Raw genomic sequence first — 22,510 nt, 5'->3', positions numbered from 1 at the left:
CGTAGTCTCTGGGCGCGCAAGCAAGGCCCCGGCCGGGGCCTTGCTTCTCTCTTACCCTGTTTATTGATACCGGCATCAGGCACGAGGGTGGCGCGGGGCCTCCCATTGCATCACCAGACTGATGGCAGCCGGTAAAACAGTCAGTGTCAGTAAAGTAGCCGCCAGCAACCCACCGATAATGGCGTAGGCCATCGGCCCCCAGAACACCTGCGTCGCAATCGGGATCATCCCCAGAATCGCCGCCAGCGCGGTGAGCAAAATCGGCCGGGAGCGGTGCTGTGCGGCCTGAATAATCGCCTCATGCGCTGACCCTCCCTGCGCCACATTGGTATCCACTTCACTGATTAAAATCACCGCGTTGCGGATTATCATCCCCGCCAGCGCAATCACCCCAAGCAGGGCAACAAACCCCATTGGTGTAGCCGTTGGCAGCATCGCAGCCACCACGCCGATTAACCCGAAGGGAGCCATCAATAGCGCCAGTGCCATGCGGGAGAAACGCTGTAACTGCACCATCAGCAAAATCAGCATCACCAGCAACGTCACCGGCAGAACCTGATAGACCGAGCGGTTGCCCTTGTTCGATTCTGCCACCGCGCCGCCTTCTTCAATCTGGTATCCACCAGGCAGTGTCGCCTGATAGGCTGCCACCTGAGGCGCTAAGGATTCAGACAGCGTTTGCGCCCGAACGCCCACGGCCACATCGGTCTGCACCGTGATAAACGGCAGCCGCTGGCGACGCCAGATGATAGGCTCATCCACGTCATAGCTGACGGTCGCTATCTGCTCCAGCGGCACCCGCTGACCATTCGAGGTGCGCAATTGCAGGCTGGCAACGGTGTCCAGATCCTGGCGCTCCTCATCCCGGGCACGCACTACCACATCCACCATACGATTGCGATCGCGCACCTGAGTCACGGTGGTGCCGGAAAAAATGGTAGCCAGCGCACTGGCCACCGCCTGAGAACTGACACCAACGGCGCGCGCTTCCGTCTGGTTTAGCGCGACGCGAATCACGCGCTCCGGCTCCCCGGCGGTCAGGCTCACTTCACGCGCACCGGTATTCGCGGCAACCAGCGACGCCAGTGCATTGGCATATTCACGCACCTTGCTAATATCCGGCCCGCTCACCCGATATTTCAACGGCCAGCCGACAGGCGGCCCCAGCTCCAGTGGCGACACTCTGGCGACCAAATGGCTGAAATCTTGCTTCAGCCGCGCCTCCAGCCGGGCTCGCAACGCATCCCGCTCTTTCAACCCCTTCGCCACCAGCACCAGTTGTGCAAGGTTTTCATTTTGCAGTAACACCTCCATCGGCAGATAAAAGCGCACCGCACCGGCCCCCACATAGGTAGAGAAATGGTCAAGGTCAGGGTCATCGGCAAGCGATTTTTCAAGACGCGCCACTTCACGCGCGGTGGCCTCCTGAGAGGCATTGCGCGGCAGCGTCAAACTGACCAGCAACTCGGGCCTGTCGGATGCCGGGAAAAATTCGCCCTGAAGCCGGCTTGCAGCCAGCACCGCCAGCAGCAACATCGCAACAGACAGCCACAAGGTACGGCCACGGTAGCGTAAGGCCATCTCCAGCAGGCGATGGTAAGCACGCGCGAGACGACCGGGCGTTGCGGCATGAACAGGTATCTGTTTCGCCAGCAGCCAGACCCCTATCAGCGGTGAAAATAGAATAGCCACCACCCAGGAACTCAGTAGCGACATCAGCACCACGATAAACAGCGAATAACAGTATTCACCGGCCCCGGACGCAGCAAAGCCGACCGGAATAAAACCGGCTACCATCACCAGTGTGCCGGTCAGCATCGGAAAGGCTGTGGTTTCGTAAGCGCGGGTTGCCGCCTGCTCACGCACCTCGCCCTTCTCAAGACTGGAAACCATCGCTTCCACCGTTATCATCGCGTCATCCACCAGCAGCCCCAGCGCAATAATCAGCGCACCGAGCGAAATACGCTGCAAACCGATACCGGCTATCTCCATGCCGATAAAGGTCATTGCCAGCACAATCGGGATTGATGCGGCCACCACCAGTCCGGCCCGGCTGCCGAGCGACACGAACGATACCGCCAGCACGATAACCACCGCTTCCAGCAGGACTTTGACAAACCCATCGACCGAGGATTTCACCACCGCTGACTGGTCAGCCACATCGGTGACGTCAATCCCATATGGCAGCGCCGATTTAATGACGGCCATCTTGCTGCGTAGCGCCTCGCCAAACGCCAGCATATTGCCGGTGGGAGCCATGGAGATAGCCAGCCCTATCGCCGGTTGCCCGTTAACGCGAAACCTGGGGGCCGGTGGTTCAGCGCGCTGACGATGCAGGCTGGCGATGTCCGTCAGCGGGATAAAGCGCCCGCCAATATGCAGCGTCACCTGACGCAGGCTCTCTTCAGACATAAACGCCCCGCTCACGCGCAGTTCCACCTTATCGTGTGCGGTACGAATCATCCCCGCCGGGCTGACCGCATTTTGCGCCTGCAAGGCGGCCGTCACTTGCTGTAAATCGAGCCCCATGCCAGCCAGTTGCCGGGGGGAAAAGGCCACGATGATCTGCTCTTCCTCGGCACCTAACACCTCTATTTTGCCCACATCCGGTATCGTCAGCAGGGCGGTGCGGATATCATCCACCTTGTCGCGCAGCTCTCTTGGTGAATAGCCTTCAGCGGTGAAACCATAAAGGGTGCCGAAGGTGTCATCAAACTCATCGTTTACCGCAGGCTCAGCGACGCCATCCGGCAACGCCGAGGCGATATCTTTCATCTTTTTACGCACGCTATACCAGATGCCTTTCACCGCTGAGGGCGGGGTACTGTCGCGCAGGTTAACAAAAATCACCGCCTCACCAGGGCGGCTATAGCTCTCGATAAAATCCAGATAGGGCGTTTCTTGCAGTTTCTTTTCCAGCACATCGGTAACGAAACTGACGGTATCTTGCACCGTGGCACCGGGCCAGCGTGCTGAAACCACCGCCGTTTTAATGGTGAAGGCCGGGTCTTCGTTACGGGGCAACCGCTGGTAGCTCATCACCCCGGCGGCCATGATGATCAGCATAAAAAACGCCACCATTTGCTGGTGCTTCAGCGCCCAGGCTGACAGGTTCCACTTTTGCTTCAATCCGCCAGACATCAGTTCGCCCCCAACAACGTCACTTTCTCACCCGCACGCAATTTACTCACCCCGGCGGTAACAACGCTATCCCCCGTATGCAGGCCCTCCGTGACAAAAATTTGCTCCTCGCTGTAGCGACCAAGGGTAACGGGCTGTAAACGCAGCGTGTGTGTTTGCGGCTCGACCACAAAAACCGCAGGAGCATCGCCCTGACGCGTCAGCGCTGATGCCGGCAAGGCCAGAGCATCCTCTGCCGGTAACGTTACCTCGCCTTGTACGGTAGCGCCCAGCGCCATCTCTTTGGGGGGGTCAATCAGTGAGACTCTCACGCGCCAGGTGCGGGTTTCGCTATCGGCCAGCGGGCTGATATCCCGCACCCGCCCTTGCGCTTTCACCGCCGGATTAGAAAGCAGTGATACCGTCACGCTCGGGTCTTTCAGGCCACTGCTGATAAGACGCCCGGAGACATTAAACACCGCATCACGACCGGTAAATGTTGCCAGCCGCACGACCTCCTGACCAGCACTCACCACCTGACCGGGGTTGGCGCTAACCGAGGTAATCACACCGGCTACCGGGGCGGTCAAGCGGGTGTAATCCAGGCGGTCTTGGGCACTTTTCACGCTGGCCTGCGCACTGGTGCGCACCGATACAGCTGATGACCAGTTGGACTGCGCTTCATCGAGCTGCGCGCGGGAAATGGCCCCATTGGGAGCGAGTTGTTTCATTCGGTTTAACGTGCGCTCGGCCAGGTGCTCCGAAGCCAGCGCCCGGGTGAGGTCGGCTTTGGCACTCTGAAGCTGGTTTTCACTGTCACGGGTGTCTAGCGTGGCAATAATGTCCCCGGCTTTCACCTCGCCCCCGACATCCACCGGGCGCGTAATCAGGCGACCATCCAGACGAAAGCCGAGCGACGTTTCCTGCGTCGGGCGGATTTCTCCCGTCTGGGAGAGCACCTCGCCCTGAGAGGCAAGCTGGACTGTCACGGTTCGTACCGGGCGCGGCGCAGCCGTCTGAACAGCATGGGGGGCATTGTCACACCCGGACAGCAGGCTCACGGCCAGCAGGAGGCACAGGCCGGCCACTCCGCCTGCGAAGACAGAGGGAAAAACCTCATGCCAGTGACGAGTGACATGATAAAAGGCATATAACGTAGATTTGGTCTGGGTCATAAAAGATATCCTGTTACCGTTCAGTAACCATTACACCGCAGACATTTCCAGATTGTCGCCACACTTCATCAAGGAACTATCAAGACGACAGAAAAACTAGTGCTCTGCCGTGTTAACTTCATCGACAACCGGCAGTTGCACGGTAAAACACATACCGCCTTGCGGATGGTTTTCCGCCATCAGGCTGCCGCCCAGCGCGTCACAGATTGCCTGCGCAATCGACAAACCGAGCCCACTGCCGCCAGAGTGACGCGAGCGGGATGACTCTGCCCTGGAAAAACGCTCGAAAATCAACGGCAAAAAAGCCTCACTGACGCCGGGGCCATAATCACGAAAGCGTATTACCCAACGGGTGGGCTGGCGAATGACCGTAATATCCTGCACCTTGCCGTCATGAGCGTAGCGCATCGCGTTGTCCATCAGGATGGTAAACACCTGCCCCAGCCGCAGCGGGTCCGCCAGGCAATAGCCTGCATCACCGGCCTGTAGCCGGATACTCCACCCGGCTGCCTCGCTATGCGGTTTCAGCCAGGCAATGCGATCGCGCAGCAACTCAACCGGGTTAACCCGCACGCTCTCAATGGCCAGTTGCCCGGCACTGACCATCGACAACAGGTGTAAATCATCAATCAGCCGGTTTAAATTCAGCATCTGGTGCATCACCATCTGTAATTGCCGGGCATCCGCGTCGAAAACCCCATCAATCATGCCTTGCAAGCGCCCCATGGCGGCAGTCAACGGTGAGCGTAGCTCGTGAGCCATCGCCACATGCGACGCCCGCAGCTCGCGCTCATAACGCTCAAGCTGCGCGGTCATGGCGTTAAAGTCACGGGTCAGTCGGGTCAATTCGGCAGGCGCGCCCGGCACCGTGCGGGCACGGCTGGCAAACTGGCCTCGCGCCACCATACGCGCCGACATCGCCAATTGGCTGAACTGCACCGACAATGGCCGGGCCGCCCACAGCCCCAGCACCACAATCAGCGGAATCGCCACCAGCACCAGCATGACCAGAATCAGCCAGTCAACGGTGGCAATGGAGGGATAGAACACCTCCGGGCCGTACCAGGTATCGAGGATCTCGTAATAGCGCAGACGGTGTTGCCCAGGGTTTTCATGTAGCTGTAGCAACTCCTGACGCACGGCTTGCGGCATTTTATGGTTAACCCACACAATCAAGAGCGCGAAGCGCAGCCACATACACAAGGCGATTAACACCACCGCACCGACCGCCAGTGACAAGATTCGGGTACACAACCAGCGCCATAATGAAGGAGGGGCCGCACGCGTTTTCATGGCTGACGAAACCTGTAACCGACTGCGCGAACCGTCAGCAGCACGCCTCGAATGCCTACCGCTTCGAGTTTTTTACGCAAATTGTAAATATGGGTATCCACAACCCGCTCCAGCGCATCGCTATCCGGCAGACTTGCCTCGAGCAGTTCCTGACGAGAAAAAGCCCGGGTTTGAGCCCCGAGCAAAGTGGTGAGCAAACTGAGCTCGGTGGGCGTCAGATCAAGGGTCTGGCGTTGCCCTTGTGCATCGGTCACGGCGGCAATCATCGCATCCTGATCCACCACCAGCGCCCCAAAGCTCAGCGTCCGGCCAGTGGACATCGCGCCGCTACTGCGCCGCAATACCGCCTGAACCCGCGCCACCACTTCACCCGGATGGTAGGGCTTGGTGACATAGTCATCCGCGCCATAGCGCAGTGCGCCGATTTTATCGGCTTCATCGCCCATCGCCGTCAGCATGATGACCGGAATATCATTTTTACGACGCAAAGCAGACAACACTTCCGTGCCATTCATCCCCGGTAACATCACATCCAGCAACACCAAATCCGGGTGCAGCCGCAAAGCCATCTCCAGGCCACTGATGCCATCTCTTGCCAGCAACACCTGAAAATTATCGCGTTTCAGGTAGGCTTCCAATACACTGGCGGCATCCGTGTCATCTTCAATTATCAGAATGCGTTTCGGATTCATGGTGGTTCTCTTGATAGGGTGATTCTCTTGATAATGCTCTCGTCACTGACCGGGGCAACCGGTATTAGCGACAAAATAAGGGTTTAGCGCGAAAACAGGGTTGGGCAGACAGTGGGGTTGTCCCCCGTTGCCGATACCGTTTATCGGTCATGTTTTCCCGCACAGAGAAACCCTGCCAGGGCAACGCCTTTCCCTCCCCCCAACCAAGGAGTCAAAACAGGATGATAATGCGACATACTCCGCTCTACTTAGCGACCTTACTGTTTGTCATTGGTAGCCCCGTCAGTCAGGCAGATGATACACGACCTGACCAGAAAGACGGCGTGACTATCGGTCTGGCCACACTCAATGCCCCCCGCTACAGCGGCTCGAATGAGCGCCAGTGGGACTGGCTGCCGGTCATTCAGGCTCGTCAGGGGGCTTTCTTCTTTGATACGGCCAAAGGTGCTGGCTACGACCTGCAATTCGGTCAGTTTTATCTGGAACACACCTTAGGTTACGCGGCGGGCCGTACTGATAAGAAATCCTCTTTTCGGCCAGGTTCGGACAAGTTACGCGGCATGGGCAAAATTGACGGCGTGCTGAATACCGCTCTCACACTGGGCTGGGAATTTACCGACCAGTTATCGGTAGAAGCGAAAGCCATTGCCCCGTTAACCGACAGCCAGGGGATGCAGTATCAAACCTCTGTCAACGCGACACTGTTCCAAAACGACTCCGACACGCTGGGTGCGCAGGCGTCCTTGCTGTTTGGCGATGCGCGCTACAATAATCTGTTTTATGGCGTAACGGCCTCACAGAGCGCCAATTCCGGCTACCGCGCCTACCAAACCAACGGCGGATTATATGGCCAGTCGGTTTCCGTGTTCTGGAGCCATCGCTTTACGCCACAATGGGCCAGCACACTGAGCGGCAGTTATACCCATCTGAACGACAAGGTCGCGGATAGCCCCATCGTATTCCAGCCAGATCAGTTTACCGGGATCATGGCCGTCACCTACAGCTTCTGACCGTTGCCATATCGTTAGTCAGATCGCTAAAAAGCCCGGTTTCCGGGCTTTTCTATATCAATCAACACAATTGCTGACGATCCCCCGGCACAAAGAGCACAAAAAGCTAAACAAAACGACAACAGAATAAGAAAAGCCGCCTGAAAAATTGAAAAGCGAAAAACCCCTGCAATAGAATGGCCGCGCTGTTCCTGAGTGCTCTTCAGACAGCACTACCCTTTCGGCAACCACCATGCCGCACCACTATAAGCAAGGGCAATAACGTCATGAAAACAGTACTCATCACCGGGGCGACAGGCTTTCTGGGTGGCGCAATTATGGAAAAAGCGCTACAGGACAGACACATAAAACGCATTTTGCTACTGGTTCGCGCCAGTAATCCGCAAGAAGGTTTACAGCGTATTGTGCATAACCTGCGTAAATTTGATATTGCAGAAACCGTGTTATCACAACTGACGACCGACAATATTATTATCGGCGATCTGGCTGAGCCTGAAGGCTTTTTACAGCATCCGGCACTGGATAATGTCACGCATGTTATCAACAGCGCCGCCGTTGCGTCATTCGGTAATAATCCGCTTATCTGGAAAGTGAACGTCGAAGGAACGCTGGCCTTTGCCCGCCGCATGAGTCAGGTTGCGTCGCTGGAGAAGTTTATTCAGATAGGCACCGCGATGTCTTGTGTGCCGGAACAAGATGAAGTGGTTGAGGAGTCTCAGCTACTGGATACGGAAAAGTCGCACATCGTTGAGTACACGCTCTCCAAAGCCACCATTGAAAATCTGATCCGCCAGCACTGCCCGGCCATGCCGCTGCTGATTGTGCGCCCGTCGATTATTGTCGGCCACTCCCATCTGGGTTGCAAACCCTCGAGCAGTATTTACTGGGTGTTCGAAATGGCGATGAAGCTTCAGCGGTTCATGTGTTCGCTGGATGACAAGATTGATGTGATCCCGGTGGATTTCTGTGCCGAAGCCATTTTATTGCTGCTCAATAACCCGCAGGCCATCGACGACATCTACCATATTTCGGCAGGGGAAACCTCCAGCGTCAGTTTCAACGAGGTGGATCAGGCGATGGCGCGCGCGGCTTCGCGCCCGCCGATGGGTGAGGCGTATCGCCAGGTCAGCTATAGCGATCTCATCAAACTTCGCAGCAGCTTTAGCGAGCTGTACGGGCCCTGCAATGAACGCCTGATGCTGCGCGCAATGCGCCTTTACGGTTCATTCGCCCAGCTCAACGTCAAATTCAGTAACCGCAAATTGCTGCAACTGGGTATGAAAACGCCACCGCGTTTTACAGAATATGTGGGTAAATGCGTGGAAACGACGCGCCAGTTCAGCGTGCCTGAGCTGATGACAGTGGATTTTAAATAAGCGGCACGCACTCGTCATCACCTTGATACGCTGTTGTAAAAAAACGCGCGGCCAGACCGCGCGTTTTTATTTTCTGCAAGTGCAAACCCGCCTTCGCTGTAGCCCGACTCATGCCTCAATAGACTGGCGAGAGCCGGGGCACACCAGTTGCCGACTCTTGATGTGATACATCTCCAGATTCGGGCGCAAAAAGAAGGCCATTTCCCACGGGTTCTTGTTGATGAACGCATGGCGCACCTCTTCAAACAGCTGGGTGGCTGGGTCTATCAGATAGGCATCGCCCTCAATCAGGGTGTAATTCCATTCAATCGAGCGCTCAAAAGTGTAGTGCGAGCGCTCGTCCATAGCGAAAAAGCAGTGCGGATTGCGTTTAAGCAGTTTGGATTTGAAGGTTTCGGGAAAGGTTATCAGGAAAATGTCATCGTCTACCGAGGACAAAAACGCCAGCACCGTGGTGTGCGGTTGCTCTTGTGCCATCGTGACCAACACCCCCACCTTGTTGGTGAAGTCTTTCCGTTCGGTATCGGGCAAAGCCGTCATCGACGTAAAGGGAATTAACTGCTCAGGCCGGTTATCCGGCGCAAACTGGTAGCCCGGCTCACGGATATCCACCACCGGCGCAAAACCATGCAAGAGCTGGCATTCGCGCGCGGCCAGAATCACCCAGTCTTCATCCACACTGACCACCCGGCCCTTGTAAGAAGCACGGTATACCGAAATATTGGCATCAAATTCATCCACCCCGGTGCGGTTATCGAGATGAACGGTAGCGAACTCCCCCACCTTCAGTGAATGCCCCTTGGGGAAAAACACCCGCAGGCTGTTATCCGCACGCGGATAAACGCCACAGATATGAATAACGACTTCGCCTTGCTGATAACAGGCCAGCACCCCCAGCACCTGTTTACCTAAATACGTGGTCAGACTCATGTGCAACACCTTGCTTATCGTTCTGGTTAATCAATTCGTCAGGCTGTGTGTCAAGTAGCGTCCCCGACAGCGAGCATGGCGCTCCTGTCTTTCTCACCCTATGCGAGGCAAAGAATCGCTGTCAAGGCGTTTGCAGGTGGCGTCTGTCTCTGGCTATATCACATACCTGATTGGCATAAGTCCTTGCTGGCCGAGGCTTACGACGACTTGTATCATGGGAATAACTCGCAGGCTATTTAAATACACCGCGCTATCACCTGCCCGAAAATAGAGCGCACACCGAGGATGCTATGACCATCAAGCGTTACCCACACCTTGCCCACTGGGGCGCATTCACCGCTGTCGTCGAAGACGGCAGGCTCATTGGCTGCGAACCGTTTGCAGGCGATCCCGACCCATCGCCAATGCTCGATTCCATCGTACCGCTGGTGTATAGCGACAAACGTATTCGCAAACCGATGGTGCGCCGCTCATGGCTGGCGAAACGCGAACACAGTGACCGCACGCTGCGCGGCAAAGAGCCGTTTGTCGAGGTGGACTGGGATCAGGCGCTGGATCTGGTGGCAGAAGAAAATCGCCGGGTACGCGACCGTTACGGCGCGGACGGCCTGTTCGCCGGATCATACGGCTGGTCATCCGCCGGGCGTTTTCATCACGCGCGCTCGCAGGTGCGGCGCTTTTATTTTTCCGGCGGTGGCGCGGTCGATCAAACCGGCAATTATAGCTGGGGAGCGGCGCAGTTTTTCTTGCCCTATGTGATTGGCACCTTCCACCCGCTGACCGGCAAAGTGACCGAGTGGCGCAGCGTAGCGGAGCACTGCGAGCTGTTTATCGCCTTCGGCGGGCTGGCGCTAAAAAATGCACAGGTGGCCTCCGGCGGGGCTGGCCACCACACGCTCAAACCAGCGCTGGAAACGCTGGTGGCACGCGGCATTCCGGTTATCAACATCAGCCCGATGCGCGACGACTGCCCGGCCTTTGTCAACGCCGAGTGGATCCCGATACGCCCTAATACCGATGTGGCGCTGATGCTGGCGCTGGGCTACGAGATTCAGCGCCGTCAGGCAGAAGACCGTGATTTTCTCGACAGCCACTGCGTCGGGTATCCACAACTGCGCGACTACCTCAACGGCCACAGCGACGGCATCGCCAAAACCCCGGCGTGGGCCAGCGCCATTACCGGCATTCCGGCGCAGCGTATCGAAAAGCTGGCGCAGCAGTTGATTGGCATACGTAGCTTTATCACCTGCTCTTATTCCGTGCAGCGTGCCCATCGTGGCGAGCAACCCTACTGGATGATGATCGCACTGTCTGCCATGCTGGGGCAGGTCGGGCTGCCGGGCGGCGGCTTCTCCTTTGGGCACGGCTCGATGAACAGCGTCGGCAACGAGCGCATCACCTCGCCCGCGCCCGCCTCCCCATCTGTGCCGAACCCCGGTCAGTCAATTCCGGTGGCACGTATCGCCGATATGCTGCTGCATCCCGGTGAGGCATACACCTTTTGCGGCGAACAACGCACTTACCCCGATATCCATCTCATTCACTGGGCGGGTGGTAACCCGTTCCACCATCACCAGCAACTTAACCGTTTGGTTGCGGGCTGGCAGCGGCCAGATACAGTGATTGTGCAGGATATCGTCTGGACGGCGGCGGCGCAGATGGCCGATATCGTACTGCCCGCCACCACCACCCTTGAGCGTAATGATATCGGTGGCTCCTCGCGTGACCGCTTCGTGTTTGCCATGCATCAGGCGATTGCGCCACAGCATCAGGCCCGCAATGACTACGATATCTTCAGCGAGCTGGCCCAACGCCTCGGTTACGGCGACGCCTTCACGCACGGCGGCCGCAGCGAGCGACAGTGGCTGGAATCAATGTATCTCGCCTGTCGGGAACGACAGGGCAGCACCGGTGAACGCTGGCCTGATTTCGACGGTTTCTGGCAGCAAGGATTCGTGGATGTTCCGATGGATGAGCAGCCGTTCGTGTTTTTCGATGCCTTCCGCCGTGACCCGCAGCGCCATGCGCTCAACACGCCCAGCGGCAAAATTGAGCTCTTTAGCCGTACCATTGCCGATTACCGCTACCCTGATTTCGCGCCGCATCCGCAATGGCAGCCGCCAGCCGAGTGGCTGGGCGCGCAGGCAAGCCAACAGTGGCCACTGCACTTTATCTCCATCCAGCCAACTGACCGGCTGCACAGCCAGCTTGGCAGCACACCGCAAGTAGCCGCCAACAAAACCGCCGGACACGAAACGCTGTACATGCACCCGCAGGATGCTACTGTACGCGGCATTCGCCACGGCGATCGCGTAGAAGTACGCAACGAACGCGGGCGCATCTACGCCGGAGTCAATGTGACCGATGGCGTGACGCCGGGAGTGGTTATCATGGCAACCGGAGCCTGGTTTGATCCCGGCTTTGGTCAGGCGCAGTGGCAGGCGGTAGAACAGTCTGGCAATGCCAATGTGCTCACGCTCGACATCGCCACCTCATCGCTGACCCAAGGCCCGAATGCCATGAGTTGCCTGGTGGACGTGATTGCCGCCTGAGCCAGATGACAACACGCCCCGGACAGTGCCGGGGCGTGTTGCGGATGTTCACACGGTGCACACCAGCGGCGCATCAGAAAGGCCGCGGGACACCGGTAAAGGTCGTTAGTGTTTATCCGGCGCGTGATGTTGATCGACCGAGTGATGATCGTGGCGCGATAACCAGTCCAGATATCCCATCACAAATGCTGACAACACAAACGTCAGATGGATGATGACATACCACATCAGCTTATTATCCGGCACGTTTTTCGCGTCCATAAACACCCGTAACAGATGGATGGACGAAATCGCCACAATCGAGGCGGCAACCTTGTTTTTCAGCGAGCTGGCATCCATTTTGCCAAGCCAGTTCAGCTTTTCCTTGTCCTCGCCGATATCCAGCGCCGAGACGAAATTTTCATAACCGGAAAACATCACCATCACCAGCAAGCCACCGACCAGCGTCATATCCACCAGTGACAGCAACGTCAAAATCAGGTCAGACTCGGCAATAGTGAAAATGTTTGGCAACACCAGCCAAATCTCTTCAAAGAACTTGATGGCCAGCGCCATTAAGCCCAGCGATAGCCCCAGATAAACCGGAGCCAGCAGCCACCGTGCAGCGTACATCGTATTTTCCAGAAAACGTTCCATAGCGCCTATCAGGTACAGGTTTAAGAGAGCTGCATCATAGCGAAAAACCACCTGTCGGTGCCATTCAATTATGCATAGATATATTGCATTGATTTTTAAACAATTAGCACATTAACGTCGCGGAATTCGCTCAGCGACACTCGCTGGCTCATCCCGCGGCATACGCCATAAACAAGATCCCGATCGCGCCATTCTTCGTATGAATGCCATACCCACTGCGACCATGACCATGCGACAAAGGCAGGATGCCGATGCCCATGCCAGGCTGTGGCCGACACGGCGCATTTACCCGGCCATAACACGCCATGCCTCCCTCGCCATTATCCGGGCATGGCAATCACTGTATGACAATGGATGGTTCATCATGAAGCGATCGTTGAAAACATGGCACGCTCCGCTGTTGGCAGTCGCACTGGCGATACCGCTTGCCGCCTCCAGCGCAGTCAACCTGACTCTTGATGGCATGAATAGCACACTGGACAACGGCGTGCTGAAAGTGCGCCTTGGCGCAGACGGCAGCGCTCAGGAGGTCTGGAAAGGGGGGGTCAACCTGATTACCCGGCTCTCTGGCGCGGCGCGTGACCCGGATAAAAACCGTAGTTTCTACCTCGATTATTACTCCGGCGGCGTCAATGAATTCGTGCCTGAACGCGTAAGCGTTATCAGCCAGACGCCCGACCAGGTACATCTGGCCTATATTGATGACCAGAACGGCAAGCTGCGGCTGGAATATCACTTCATCATGCGCAGTAATGTCAGCGGTATTTACAGCTACGTGGTGGCCGCCAACACGGGTTCAACGCCCGTGACCGTCAGCGAATTACGCAATGTCTACCGCTTTGATGCCAGCCGGCTTAATGAACTGTTTAACGGCGTGCGACAGGATACACCGCGGCTTTACAGCGAACTCGAAGCACTACCGAAAGTGCAAGATGAAACCTGGCAATTGCCCGATGGCAACATCTACAGCAAATACGATTTTGCCGGTTATCAGCGAGCAACCCGCTATTGGGGGTTGGGCAACGGCTATGGTGCCTGGCTGGTGCCCGCGAGCCACGAATACTATTCCGGCGATGCTCTCAAACAAGAACTGCTGGTTCATCAGGATGCGATTATCCTCAATTATCTCACCGGCTCACACTTCGGCACTCCAGATATGGTGGCCCAACCCGGCTTTGAAAAACTCTACGGCCCGTGGCTGCTGTATATCAACCAGGGCAGCGATCGTGAATTGCTGGCCGATGCCCGCCGCCGCGCCGAACACGAGCGAGCCAACTGGCCCTACAAATGGATGGATGACACACGCTACCCACAACACCGCGCGACCGTTAGCGGGAAAGTGCAAACCCGAGCGCCGCATGCCCTGGTGACGCTAAACAGCAGCAGTGAAGATGCCGATATACAGACCCTCGGTTATTTGTATCACACGCGCACCAACCGCGATGGCCAGTTCACACTGCACGATGTCCCGGCTGGCGAATATCGTTTATCCGTTTATGCCGACGGCGGCACCGAGGTAGGATTATTGGCACAACAAGCGGTGCATATTGATGCCGGGCGCGTCACCCTTGACCCCATCGCAACCCGCCCTGACGAACCGCTGGTGTGGGCCATCGGCCAGGCAGACAGAAAAGCCGGTGAGTTCCGCTTCGGCGACAGGCTACGCCAGTATCACTGGCAAACCGAGGTGCCTGCCAACCTGAGTTATGAAATCGGTAAAAGCCGTGAGCGCAATGACTGGTACTACGCCCAGACCCGGCCGGGTAGCTGGCGCATCTTGTTTACAGCCCACCAGCCGCAAAAAGCCTACACCTTGCACATCGCTCTGGCCGGAGCCAGTAACAGCGGCATGACCACGCCGGTCAGCACGCCACAACTGGCGGTCAAACTCAATGATCGGTCGCTGACCACGCTCAGGTATGACAATGATAAAGCTATCTACCGTGGCGCAATGCAAAGTGGCCGCTACCATGAGGCGCATATTCCGCTACCCGCAGGTGCATTACGTGAAGGCAGCAACACGCTGTCACTGGATCTGCAAGGTGGCATGGTCATGTATGATGCCATTACGCTGACGGAAACCCCGGCAGAGACACAGCCCTGAAGGTGAGAGCACGTAGAAAGCATTGCCGCGTTATGCGAAACACGACATAACGCGGCAATGCCGGTCAGCCTGCTTGCTGGCATACCCGGGGCATCCGGCTTCACAGAAAGGGACTCAACATGCAAAACATCACGCTGGTCACCGGTGGTTCAAGGGGAATTGGCCGGGCAACGGCACGGCATCTGGCACAACAAGGCCACTGGGTGGCTATCAGTTATCTGCATCAACACCAGCAGGCACACGCGGTGGTGGCGGAAATTCGCGCCAGCGGCGGGCAGGCTATCGCCCTACAGGCGGATATCGCGGATGAGCAGCAGGTCATCGCGCTGTTTGCCGATATTGACCACCAGTTAGGGCCATTGACCGGGCTGGTCAACAATGCAGGTATTTTACGCCCGCAGGCCAGTATTGAAGCGCTGGATGCCGTGCGGCTTAACGCGCTGTTTGCGACAAACATCACCGGGTATTTTTTATGTGCGCGTGAAGCCGTCAAACGCATGGCACACCGCCACGGTGGCAAAGGAGGGGCTATCGTCAATGTGTCCTCGGCGGCATCAAGGCTGGGCTCTCCCCATGAGTATGTGGATTATGCGGCGTCCAAAGGGGCGGTGGACACCCTGACTCGCGGGCTGGCGCTGGAAGTCGCCGCACAGGGGATTCGTGTCAATGCCGTGCGGCCCGGATTTATTTACACCGATATGCACGCCGATGGCGGCGAGCCGTTGCGGGTTGACCGCGTCAGCCAGACTATCCCCATGCAACGCGGCGGCCAGCCTGAGGAAGTTGCGAACGCGATAGGCTGGTTATTGTCAAACGAAGCCAGTTACGTCACCGGCAGCTTTATCGATTTAGCCGGCGGAAAATAGCAGCCGGGCAAGCAGGTTCCCTGATAACACCATGTTATCAGGGCGAGAGCGAATATTATTGGTTTTGGTGATGCTGGATGAATGACGAGCGCCCTGCTCAACCCACCTTGTCAACGCATCCGTTCTTGGGTTCCCTGGTGCCAGACTGATTACCCTCCGTGCCGTTAGTTTCGGAGGCAATCAATTAGTCAGTTAATTATAATTAATGTTTGTAACTTTTAGCATGTTTTATGATTGATAAATTCCCCTAAACGTTATCGCAATAAAAACATGCAAGTCAACATATTAATGAACACATGATTGCCTTTAATGTCCATTTTTAGTATCAACCTCACAGCTATCAAAATTTTTGTGAATGCATATTGCCGATATGCCCCATCACGCCGCGCGTCAGCCTGTCGCACTGGCGTGAAAGGCATTTTTTACCACCGGCGTGATAGCTGAAATCCGGGCTTTTAGCGTAAGATGAGGCGGTCTGAGAAACCGCCTGAAAAGGAATGACCATGAAAACAACGAATGCTCAGCGCAAGAATAACATCATTAAAAACATTGAATATCTGATGCGTACCCGAGGTGAAACCAAAGCCTCTTTCTCCAACAGAACAGGGGTCACACGCACCACTATCTATAAGATTCTTGATGGTAAGGTGAACAAGGTTCAGCAATCGACCATCAACCGTATTTCCGATTTCTTTGGTGTCTCGTGTGAAGAAATTGAAGATTACGACCTGGAAAAGGTTGAGCAACTGAATAACACGCTCTCCTTTGATGGCAACAAGAACCCGGCCGCTATCCCGATCATTCCCCAGTCAGCATTGCTGTCGGTGCGGCAACAGCGCATTGGTCAGTTGGTGGTGCGTTATCCGCTAACCTGGTTTTTTGGCGATGAGGCCAACATGGTGGCCGTTGAGCTTGAATCACCGCTTGGCGAACTATTTTCCGCCGGAACCCTATTGATAGTCCGGCGTCCTCCGGCGCTGGTTCCCGACACGCCCGCACTTTACCACTCACCGCAAAGCGGATTTTTTGTCGAGATGCCACAGGCAACGGAGGTAACCGATAAAAAACGTCCGGCGGAAGTGACGCTGCTGGGATATATCATAGAGGAAAGGATATAAATGGATGCAAACAAGAAATTCAAACTGCTAGGCTTTAACCACAGCGGCGAGCTCTCCGCCAATATCATGGTGCTATCCACCGGAAAAACCCTGCACATGACGTTAAAAGAGCTGGTCGATAGCGATATTTCTGACGATTTCAATCGGCATGAGCTTAATGCCTTGTACAAAAAGCTCTATTCCGGTAAAGCCATCACCACCGCCTACGAACTCAGCGACAGAAATGAGCGCTCCTGGCTGGCTTACCTGATGATCACCACCGCACTTTGCGTGATTTATATCTTTTCAACCGTCAGCGGGGTAAAGCCCATTTTCATCCCGGCACTCAACATGGTGGTGCCTCCCGCGGTATTTGTTTACCCGCTGACGTTTATTCTGGTGGATATTCTCAACGAATTTTATGGTCTGCGGCTGGCGCGGCGCACTATCCTGATTGCGTTCTTCTTTCATCTGGTGTTTGTACTCGGGCTGTGGGTAACCAGCCTGATACCGGGCGTTGCCGAATGGGAGTACAGTAAAACCTATAACGGTATTGTTGGTAATATGGTGGCCGTGCTGTTGGGGTCATCGCTGGCCTACCTGATTTCAGAAAATATCAACGCCTGGGTGTTGCACAAAATCAAAATCCTGACGAAATCGCGTTATCTGTTCATCCGCGTGATCACCAGCACCGTGACGGCCTCGGCCGTTGATAGTGTGATTTTCTGCACCATCGCATTTTATAATGTCCTGAGTGCGGACATGATACGCACCATGATCCTGTCGCAATTTCTGATTAAAGTGGTCTATGCGGTGTTAGGCGTCGGCCCTATTTACGGTAGCCGCAGACTGTTCAGGAAATACATTCATACCGTACCTGTACCAGCAAGGAACTGAGCGATTATGCATATTACTGAAAACGATAGCATTACCCATCTGGGCGTGCGCTCCAGCTACCCGGATAACTATGATCCAGCGCTACTGGAAGCGCTGCCGCGCGCCAGAGGACGTGACCTCATCGGCGTGACTGGCGAGGCATTGCCGTTTCATGGCCATGACATCTGGACTGCCTTCGAACTCTCCTGGCTGAACCGCAAAGGTAAACCGCTGGTGGGCATCGCCGAGTTTATTATTCCGGCCAGCTCAGAGAACCTGATCGAGTCGAAATCGTTCAAACTCTATCTCAACAGCTTCAACCAGACGCGCTTTAACGATATTGGCGAAGTGCACGCAACGCTTATCAACGACCTGTCTGCGGCCGCCAAAGGCGATGTCAAAGTCACGCTCTATCCGGCTTTGAGCGGTTATCCTGCCGAAATCGACAAATTACCGGGCACCAACATTGATGAGCTGGATATTGAAGTCAACGATTACAGCTTCAATCCCGACTACCTGCAACACGCGGTACGTGATAATGCGCCGGTAGTTTCAGAAACACTGAACTCTAATTTGCTGAAATCCAACTGTTTGGTCACCCACCAGCCGGACTGGGGCAGCGTGGTGATAAAATATGAAGGGCGGCAGATAGACCAGGAAGCGCTGCTGCGTTATCTGATCTCTTTCCGCCAGCATAATGAATTCCACGAGCAGTGCGTTGAGCGCATTTTCAATGACCTCAAACGCTACTGCCAGCCACAAAAACTGTCGGTATTCGCCCGTTATACCCGACGCGGCGGTCTGGATATCAACCCGTTTCGCAGCGATTTTGAGTCTGAAGCCACCACCGGACGGCTGGTGCGCCAGTAAGCATCGGTATTTTCTCTGGAGAGCGCCGCCCAAGGCGCTCCCCCGTATATTGCTCGCCGAATACCACGCCCCAGACTTACTCTGTCGCACTCTCCCCTTGCGGAGCCAGCACAGTCGGCAGTTGCTGTTTAAGCCAGCTAACAAAAGCCGAAATACGCGCCGGAACATGGCGGCGCTGCTGATAGACGGCGTAAATATCCGCTTCTGGCAGAGTGTAATCCGTCAGCAGCGCAATCAGTTTCCCCTTCGCCAGCCAGGTGTGCGCATCCCACCATGAGCGCAAAATAATGCCATGCCCATCGAGCGCATAGCGCATGATAACTTCGCCATCATTCGCCGACAGATTACCGAAAGCCCGGTGGGTAAACTCCTGTCCGTGGCGATAAAAACGCCACAATCCGTAATCACTTTCATATTGACGCAGCACCAGGCAATTGTGCCCGGCCAGACCGGCGACGGTTTCTGGCGTGCCATGCGTTGCCAGGTATTCGGGAGACGCGCACAGAACTCTGGGGTTGTGCACCAGCGGGTGTGCCACCAGCCGCGAATCCGGTGGCGAGCCAAAGCGGATGTCGATATCCACCCCGGCATCCAGCATATTGAGCGGCTGGCTGGTGAGCTGTAACTGAATATCAAGTTCCGGGTGCTGACGGGCGAAAGCCGATATTAGCGGCGCAATATGACGACGCCCGAAACCAAACGAGGCATTGACGCAAAGCCGCCCGCGCAGCGTCAGTTGATAGCGGCGGACCTGGCCTTCCAGCGCGTCGATATCATGCAAGATAGGGAGTGCGCCATCGGCATAAAGCTGGCCTTCTGGCGTCATATCCAGCCGCCGCGTAGTACGGCGGATTAATTGCACCCCCAGTCGTTGCTCCAGTTGAGTCAGGCGTTTGCTGACCGCAGGCAGCGATAAGCCATATTCGCGTGCCACCGCCGTCAGGCTGCCAAGTGCAGCAATGCGGCTGAAGAACAGCAGATCGTCAATTGCACTCATTCATTCTTCTCTTTTATTCAACAATGGCTTTACCAAAAGCGAAATTGTTTACGTCAAACAGAGTAAATACACTGCCCGTTACCCAAGTACAACGCCCTACACTGCAAAACTGCACATTCAGGAGTCACCATGTCTACACCGAGTTATCGCATTGCCGTTATCCCCGGCGACGGTATTGGCAAAGAAGTCATGCCGGAAGGCGTACGGGTACTGACCCGCGCCGCCGAGCTGTTTGATATTCACTTAACGTGGGAATGGTTTGATTTCGCCAGCGCCGACTACTATCGCCAGCATGGCAAAATGATGCCGGATAACTGGTTTTCCTTGTTAAAAGATTTCGATGCCATCTATTTCGGTGCCGTCGGCTGGCCCGAGGTGGTGCCGGATCATGTGTCATTATGGCAATCGCTACTGTTGTTCCGCCGGGAGTTCGACCAGTACGTTAACCTGCGCCCCTGCCGCCTGATGCCAGGCGTCAAAGCACCGCTGGCGGGGCGTCAACCGGGTGATATCGATTTTTATATCGTGCGGGAAAATACCGAAGGGGAATATTCCAGCGTCGGTGGCACTATGTTTGCTGGCACCGAACGTGAAGTGGTGATCCAGGAAACCGTAATGACCCGCGTCGGCGTAGATCGCATCCTCAAATTCGCCTATGAACTGGCGATGAAACGCCCGAAAAAACACCTCACATCCGCGACAAAATCTAACGGCATCGCCATCACCATGCCCTACTGGGACAGCCGGGTCGCCGACATGGGGCAACATTACCCTGAGGTAAAAGTAGACAAATACCATATCGATATTCTGACGGCTAACTTTGTATTGCACCCTGACTGGTTTGATGTGGTGGTTGCCAGCAACCTGTTTGGTGACATCCTCTCGGACCTGGGCCCGGCGTGCACCGGCACCATTGGCATTGCACCCTCGGCGAATATTAACCCGGAGCGCACCTTCCCAAGCCTGTTTGAACCGGTGCACGGCTCTGCGCCAGACATCGCAGGCAAAGGTATTGCCAACCCGATAGGCCAAATCTGGTGTGGTGCGATGATGCTCGAGCATCTCGGTCACGACGAAGCCGGGGCTGCCGTGTTGCGCGCCATCGAACAGGTGCTCTTGCAGGGGCCGGACAACGCACCGCTCACGCGAGATCTCGGTGGCCGTGGCGATACGGCGTCGTTAGGCAACGCGATTGCACAGGCCCTGAGCCGCTGATACGCCAGCGTCCTGCGTACAATGCTCTGACCGTTGCGATGACACCGCCCCATGTTGTGCCTTCTACCCACGGTCAGATATCCATATCCTGTTGAGCGCAGCAACTGTAGATTACACACCGGTGAGCAATGATAGCCACCACTTAAACAGGAGAATATTTATGCGTACAGGAATACGTTTTACACTGGCTACACTAACAACACTGCTGTTGAGCGCAGGTTCTGCGCTGGCCGCCGATGCCGACCTGCCCGGCTATACTGCGGGTGCGGAAGTCATCCGTGTGACGAAAACACAAGGTCAGGTCGATGTACTCAGCGGTGTTATCTACAATCAGATAAAGCAAACCCGAGCCGTTCGCCAGCTAAGAATGTCGCTTATTGTACCCCGCACCGCTGACCTGAAACCGGCCATCGTGTACTTCCCTGGTGGGGGTTTTACTTCTGCCGATCATGAAAAATACATCGAAATGCGCATGGCACTGGCTCAGGCCGGTTTTGTTGTCGCCGCCGCTGAATATCGCGTCGTCCCTGACACCTTCCCGGCTCCGCTGGAAGATGGCAAAGCGGCGGTGCGTTATTTACGCGCTCACGCCAGCGAATACGGCATTGACCCGACCCGCATCGGCGTACTGGGTGATTCTGCCGGTGGTTACGTGTCTCAACTGGTGGGTACAACGAACGGCGAAAAAGCGTTCGACAAAGGGGATTATCTCGATAAATCCTCAGATGTTCAGGCCGTTGTAACGCTGTATGGCATTTCCAATCTGCTCAATATCGGTGAGCGTTTGCCGGAAAACCTGCAAAAAGTGCATGAATCACCGGCGGTGACAGAAGCGCTGTTGCTCAATGGCCCGGCCTTTCGTGACTTTGCTGGCGCATCGGTGATGAGCGACAAAGCCAAGGCATTAAACGCCAGTTCAATGGGCCACATCAAAGGTAACGAGCCGCCGTTTTTAATCATGCACGGCAGCGATGATACCCATGTTTCGCCCTGGCAGAGTGAGCAGCTCTATAAGGCGCTGAAAGCGAAGGGCGATAAAGCTGATTATGTCGTGGTCGCAGGCGCACAGCATGGTGATTTAACCTGGTTCCAGAAGCCGATTATCGACAGAGTGGTCAGTTGGTTTAAGGCACAGCTCGGCGAGCCGGTGAAAGGCGGCGGACAAACGGCTGACCCAGGTGCACGCCTGTAATTGCAACGAACCCCGATTCAAATAAGAAAAGGCCACTATGCAGTTGCAGTGGCCTTCTTCATGATGCTTTCCGGTGTTATCGTGGCGGCGCGCAGTGGGCCGGTACGACAGGCTTAGTGCATCGCACCCGGCGGAATGTCTTTATATGCGTTAACATAAGCGACCAGAAGTTTTTTCAGGAATTTACGCACGTTGATCACCTTGGGTAATGAGTGGTTTGTGAACTTTCTGGTAAAAGATTGTACGTTTTGTTGAGTCTGGACGCAAGATTTATGTGATGCACATCACACAAAAACAGGAATGGTGTTTCGGTTTATATGAACTCACTGATTTCACTCGTAATCCCCTCCCGTGCAATGGCGTTACGCGCTGGCACACCAAACGCTATCAGCCCCTCAGCCAGCGTGCAGAAAAAAGACAAAACCATTTCCCGGCTAAGGAAAAACCTCCATACTAGTGCCCACTTTGCCAGTTCGTGCGTACTGCCTGGCGTTTACTGACAGCTGAAA

18 protein-coding genes are annotated in these 22,510 nt (G+C 55.7%); 10 read left to right on the top strand and 8 right to left on the bottom strand.

Annotation, left to right across the window (positions count from 1 at the left end; translation table 11 throughout):
- Positions 1–75 precede the first annotated feature (75 nt).
- The 4 genes from DAQ1742_RS04160 to DAQ1742_RS04145 form a co-directional block, all read right to left on the bottom strand.
- Entirely contained in the window at positions 76–3,141 is a 3,066-nt protein-coding gene (locus tag DAQ1742_RS04160; RefSeq protein ID WP_035340116.1) for an efflux RND transporter permease subunit, read from the bottom strand.
- Positions 3,141–4,295, bottom strand: a complete 1,155-nt coding sequence (locus DAQ1742_RS04155) for an efflux RND transporter periplasmic adaptor subunit (RefSeq protein ID WP_083960988.1) — start codon at positions 4,293–4,295, stop codon at positions 3,141–3,143. The genes DAQ1742_RS04160 and DAQ1742_RS04155 overlap by 1 nt, the downstream gene beginning before the upstream one ends.
- A 96-nt stretch (positions 4,296–4,391) precedes the next feature.
- Positions 4,392–5,588, bottom strand: a complete 1,197-nt coding sequence (locus DAQ1742_RS04150; protein ID WP_035340114.1) for a sensor histidine kinase — start codon at positions 5,586–5,588, stop codon at positions 4,392–4,394.
- Positions 5,585–6,280 carry a response regulator transcription factor gene (locus DAQ1742_RS04145; RefSeq protein WP_035340112.1) on the bottom strand — a complete coding sequence of 232 codons (696 nt, stop codon included), beginning with the start codon at positions 6,278–6,280 and terminating at the stop codon, positions 5,585–5,587. Before DAQ1742_RS04145 ends, DAQ1742_RS04150 begins: the two co-directional genes overlap by 4 nt.
- Before the next feature lie 221 nt (positions 6,281–6,501).
- On the opposite strand from DAQ1742_RS04145, the gene DAQ1742_RS04140 reads away from it, so the two are divergent.
- Both DAQ1742_RS04140 and DAQ1742_RS04135 read left to right on the top strand, forming a co-directional pair.
- Positions 6,502–7,290, top strand: a complete 789-nt coding sequence (locus tag DAQ1742_RS04140; protein WP_035340110.1) for a MipA/OmpV family protein — start codon at positions 6,502–6,504, stop codon at positions 7,288–7,290.
- Positions 7,291–7,556: 266 nt separating this feature from the next.
- Entirely contained in the window at positions 7,557–8,666 is a 1,110-nt protein-coding gene (locus tag DAQ1742_RS04135) for an SDR family oxidoreductase (protein WP_035340108.1), read from the top strand.
- A 108-nt stretch (positions 8,667–8,774) separates the two neighbouring features.
- Here the strand turns inward: DAQ1742_RS04135 and DAQ1742_RS04130 are convergent, their stop codons facing one another.
- Positions 8,775–9,596: a hypothetical protein gene (locus tag DAQ1742_RS04130; protein WP_035340106.1), complete on the bottom strand. Its 822-nt coding sequence runs from the start codon at positions 9,594–9,596 to the stop codon at positions 8,775–8,777.
- 290 nt (positions 9,597–9,886) lie between these two features.
- On the opposite strand from DAQ1742_RS04130, the gene DAQ1742_RS04125 reads away from it, so the two are divergent.
- On the top strand, positions 9,887–12,148 hold the full coding sequence (locus tag DAQ1742_RS04125; protein ID WP_035340104.1) for a molybdopterin-dependent oxidoreductase: 2,262 nt from the start codon (positions 9,887–9,889) through the stop codon (positions 12,146–12,148).
- A 105-nt stretch (positions 12,149–12,253) separates the two neighbouring features.
- Here the strand turns inward: DAQ1742_RS04125 and DAQ1742_RS04120 are convergent, their stop codons facing one another.
- On the bottom strand, positions 12,254–12,784 hold the full coding sequence (locus DAQ1742_RS04120) for a TIGR00645 family protein (RefSeq protein ID WP_035345758.1): 531 nt from the start codon (positions 12,782–12,784) through the stop codon (positions 12,254–12,256).
- A 364-nt stretch (positions 12,785–13,148) separates the two neighbouring features.
- Between DAQ1742_RS04120 and DAQ1742_RS04115 the strand changes: the two genes are divergently transcribed.
- The 5 genes from DAQ1742_RS04115 to queF all read left to right on the top strand — a co-directional run bounded on the left by DAQ1742_RS04115 (position 13,149) and on the right by queF (position 18,597).
- Entirely contained in the window at positions 13,149–14,888 is a 1,740-nt protein-coding gene (locus DAQ1742_RS04115) for a polysaccharide lyase family protein (RefSeq protein WP_180706237.1), read from the top strand.
- 119 nt (positions 14,889–15,007) lie between these two features.
- Complete coding sequence (locus DAQ1742_RS04110) at positions 15,008–15,754, top strand: SDR family oxidoreductase (protein WP_035340102.1); 747 nt, start codon at positions 15,008–15,010, stop codon at positions 15,752–15,754.
- A gap of 503 nt (positions 15,755–16,257) precedes the next feature.
- Positions 16,258–16,872 (top strand): helix-turn-helix domain-containing protein, encoded by a 615-nt coding sequence (locus tag DAQ1742_RS04105; protein ID WP_035340100.1) that lies wholly within the window; start codon positions 16,258–16,260, stop codon positions 16,870–16,872.
- On the top strand, positions 16,873–17,748 hold the full coding sequence (locus tag DAQ1742_RS04100; protein WP_035340098.1) for a queuosine precursor transporter: 876 nt from the start codon (positions 16,873–16,875) through the stop codon (positions 17,746–17,748).
- Positions 17,749–17,754: 6 nt separating this feature from the next.
- Positions 17,755–18,597, top strand: coding sequence for an NADPH-dependent 7-cyano-7-deazaguanine reductase QueF (gene queF, locus DAQ1742_RS04095; RefSeq protein ID WP_035340096.1), 843 nt, complete (start codon positions 17,755–17,757; stop codon positions 18,595–18,597).
- A 76-nt stretch (positions 18,598–18,673) separates the two neighbouring features.
- Here the strand turns inward: queF and DAQ1742_RS04090 are convergent, their stop codons facing one another.
- Entirely contained in the window at positions 18,674–19,594 is a 921-nt protein-coding gene (locus tag DAQ1742_RS04090; RefSeq protein ID WP_035340094.1) for a LysR family transcriptional regulator, read from the bottom strand.
- A 129-nt stretch (positions 19,595–19,723) separates the two neighbouring features.
- Between DAQ1742_RS04090 and DAQ1742_RS04085 the strand changes: the two genes are divergently transcribed.
- Positions 19,724–20,809, top strand: coding sequence for a tartrate dehydrogenase (locus tag DAQ1742_RS04085; RefSeq protein ID WP_035340091.1), 1,086 nt, complete (start codon positions 19,724–19,726; stop codon positions 20,807–20,809).
- Between the two features lie 160 nt (positions 20,810–20,969).
- Positions 20,970–22,001, top strand: coding sequence for an alpha/beta hydrolase (locus DAQ1742_RS04080; protein ID WP_035340089.1), 1,032 nt, complete (start codon positions 20,970–20,972; stop codon positions 21,999–22,001).
- Positions 22,002–22,114: 113 nt separating this feature from the next.
- Here the strand turns inward: DAQ1742_RS04080 and azuC are convergent, their stop codons facing one another.
- On the bottom strand, positions 22,115–22,192 hold the full coding sequence (gene azuC, locus DAQ1742_RS20835) for a stress response protein AzuC (RefSeq protein WP_368664444.1): 78 nt from the start codon (positions 22,190–22,192) through the stop codon (positions 22,115–22,117).
- Between the last annotated feature and the right edge of the window lie 318 nt (positions 22,193–22,510).

This window comes from Dickeya aquatica (assembly GCF_900095885.1).
GTDB classification, from domain to species: Bacteria; Pseudomonadota; Gammaproteobacteria; order Enterobacterales; family Enterobacteriaceae; genus Dickeya; species Dickeya aquatica.
This window is presented reverse-complemented; position numbering and strand designations above follow the sequence as displayed.

What these genes read in the sequence shown, in the direction of transcription:
- DAQ1742_RS04125 (WP_035340104.1), top strand. Translation starts at nt 9,887, where the DNA reads ATGACCATCAAGCGTTACCCACACCTTGCCCACTGGGGCGCATTCACC.
- DAQ1742_RS04100 (WP_035340098.1), top strand. Translation starts at nt 16,873, where the DNA reads ATGGATGCAAACAAGAAATTCAAACTGCTAGGCTTTAACCACAGCGGC.
- DAQ1742_RS04145 (WP_035340112.1), bottom strand. Translation starts at nt 6,280, where the DNA reads ATGAATCCGAAACGCATTCTGATAATTGAAGATGACACGGATGCCGCC.
- DAQ1742_RS04105 (WP_035340100.1), top strand. Translation starts at nt 16,258, where the DNA reads ATGAAAACAACGAATGCTCAGCGCAAGAATAACATCATTAAAAACATT.
- DAQ1742_RS04110 (WP_035340102.1), top strand. Translation starts at nt 15,008, where the DNA reads ATGCAAAACATCACGCTGGTCACCGGTGGTTCAAGGGGAATTGGCCGG.
- DAQ1742_RS04130 (WP_035340106.1), bottom strand. Translation starts at nt 9,596, where the DNA reads ATGAGTCTGACCACGTATTTAGGTAAACAGGTGCTGGGGGTGCTGGCC.
- DAQ1742_RS04120 (WP_035345758.1), bottom strand. Translation starts at nt 12,784, where the DNA reads ATGGAACGTTTTCTGGAAAATACGATGTACGCTGCACGGTGGCTGCTG.
- DAQ1742_RS04160 (WP_035340116.1), bottom strand. Translation starts at nt 3,141, where the DNA reads ATGTCTGGCGGATTGAAGCAAAAGTGGAACCTGTCAGCCTGGGCGCTG.
- DAQ1742_RS04135 (WP_035340108.1), top strand. Translation starts at nt 7,557, where the DNA reads ATGAAAACAGTACTCATCACCGGGGCGACAGGCTTTCTGGGTGGCGCA.
- DAQ1742_RS04090 (WP_035340094.1), bottom strand. Translation starts at nt 19,594, where the DNA reads ATGAGTGCAATTGACGATCTGCTGTTCTTCAGCCGCATTGCTGCACTT.
- queF (WP_035340096.1), top strand. Translation starts at nt 17,755, where the DNA reads ATGCATATTACTGAAAACGATAGCATTACCCATCTGGGCGTGCGCTCC.
- DAQ1742_RS04150 (WP_035340114.1), bottom strand. Translation starts at nt 5,588, where the DNA reads ATGAAAACGCGTGCGGCCCCTCCTTCATTATGGCGCTGGTTGTGTACC.
- DAQ1742_RS04155 (WP_083960988.1), bottom strand. Translation starts at nt 4,295, where the DNA reads ATGACCCAGACCAAATCTACGTTATATGCCTTTTATCATGTCACTCGT.
- DAQ1742_RS04085 (WP_035340091.1), top strand. Translation starts at nt 19,724, where the DNA reads ATGTCTACACCGAGTTATCGCATTGCCGTTATCCCCGGCGACGGTATT.
- DAQ1742_RS04080 (WP_035340089.1), top strand. Translation starts at nt 20,970, where the DNA reads ATGCGTACAGGAATACGTTTTACACTGGCTACACTAACAACACTGCTG.
- DAQ1742_RS04140 (WP_035340110.1), top strand. Translation starts at nt 6,502, where the DNA reads ATGATAATGCGACATACTCCGCTCTACTTAGCGACCTTACTGTTTGTC.
- DAQ1742_RS04115 (WP_180706237.1), top strand. Translation starts at nt 13,149, where the DNA reads ATGAAGCGATCGTTGAAAACATGGCACGCTCCGCTGTTGGCAGTCGCA.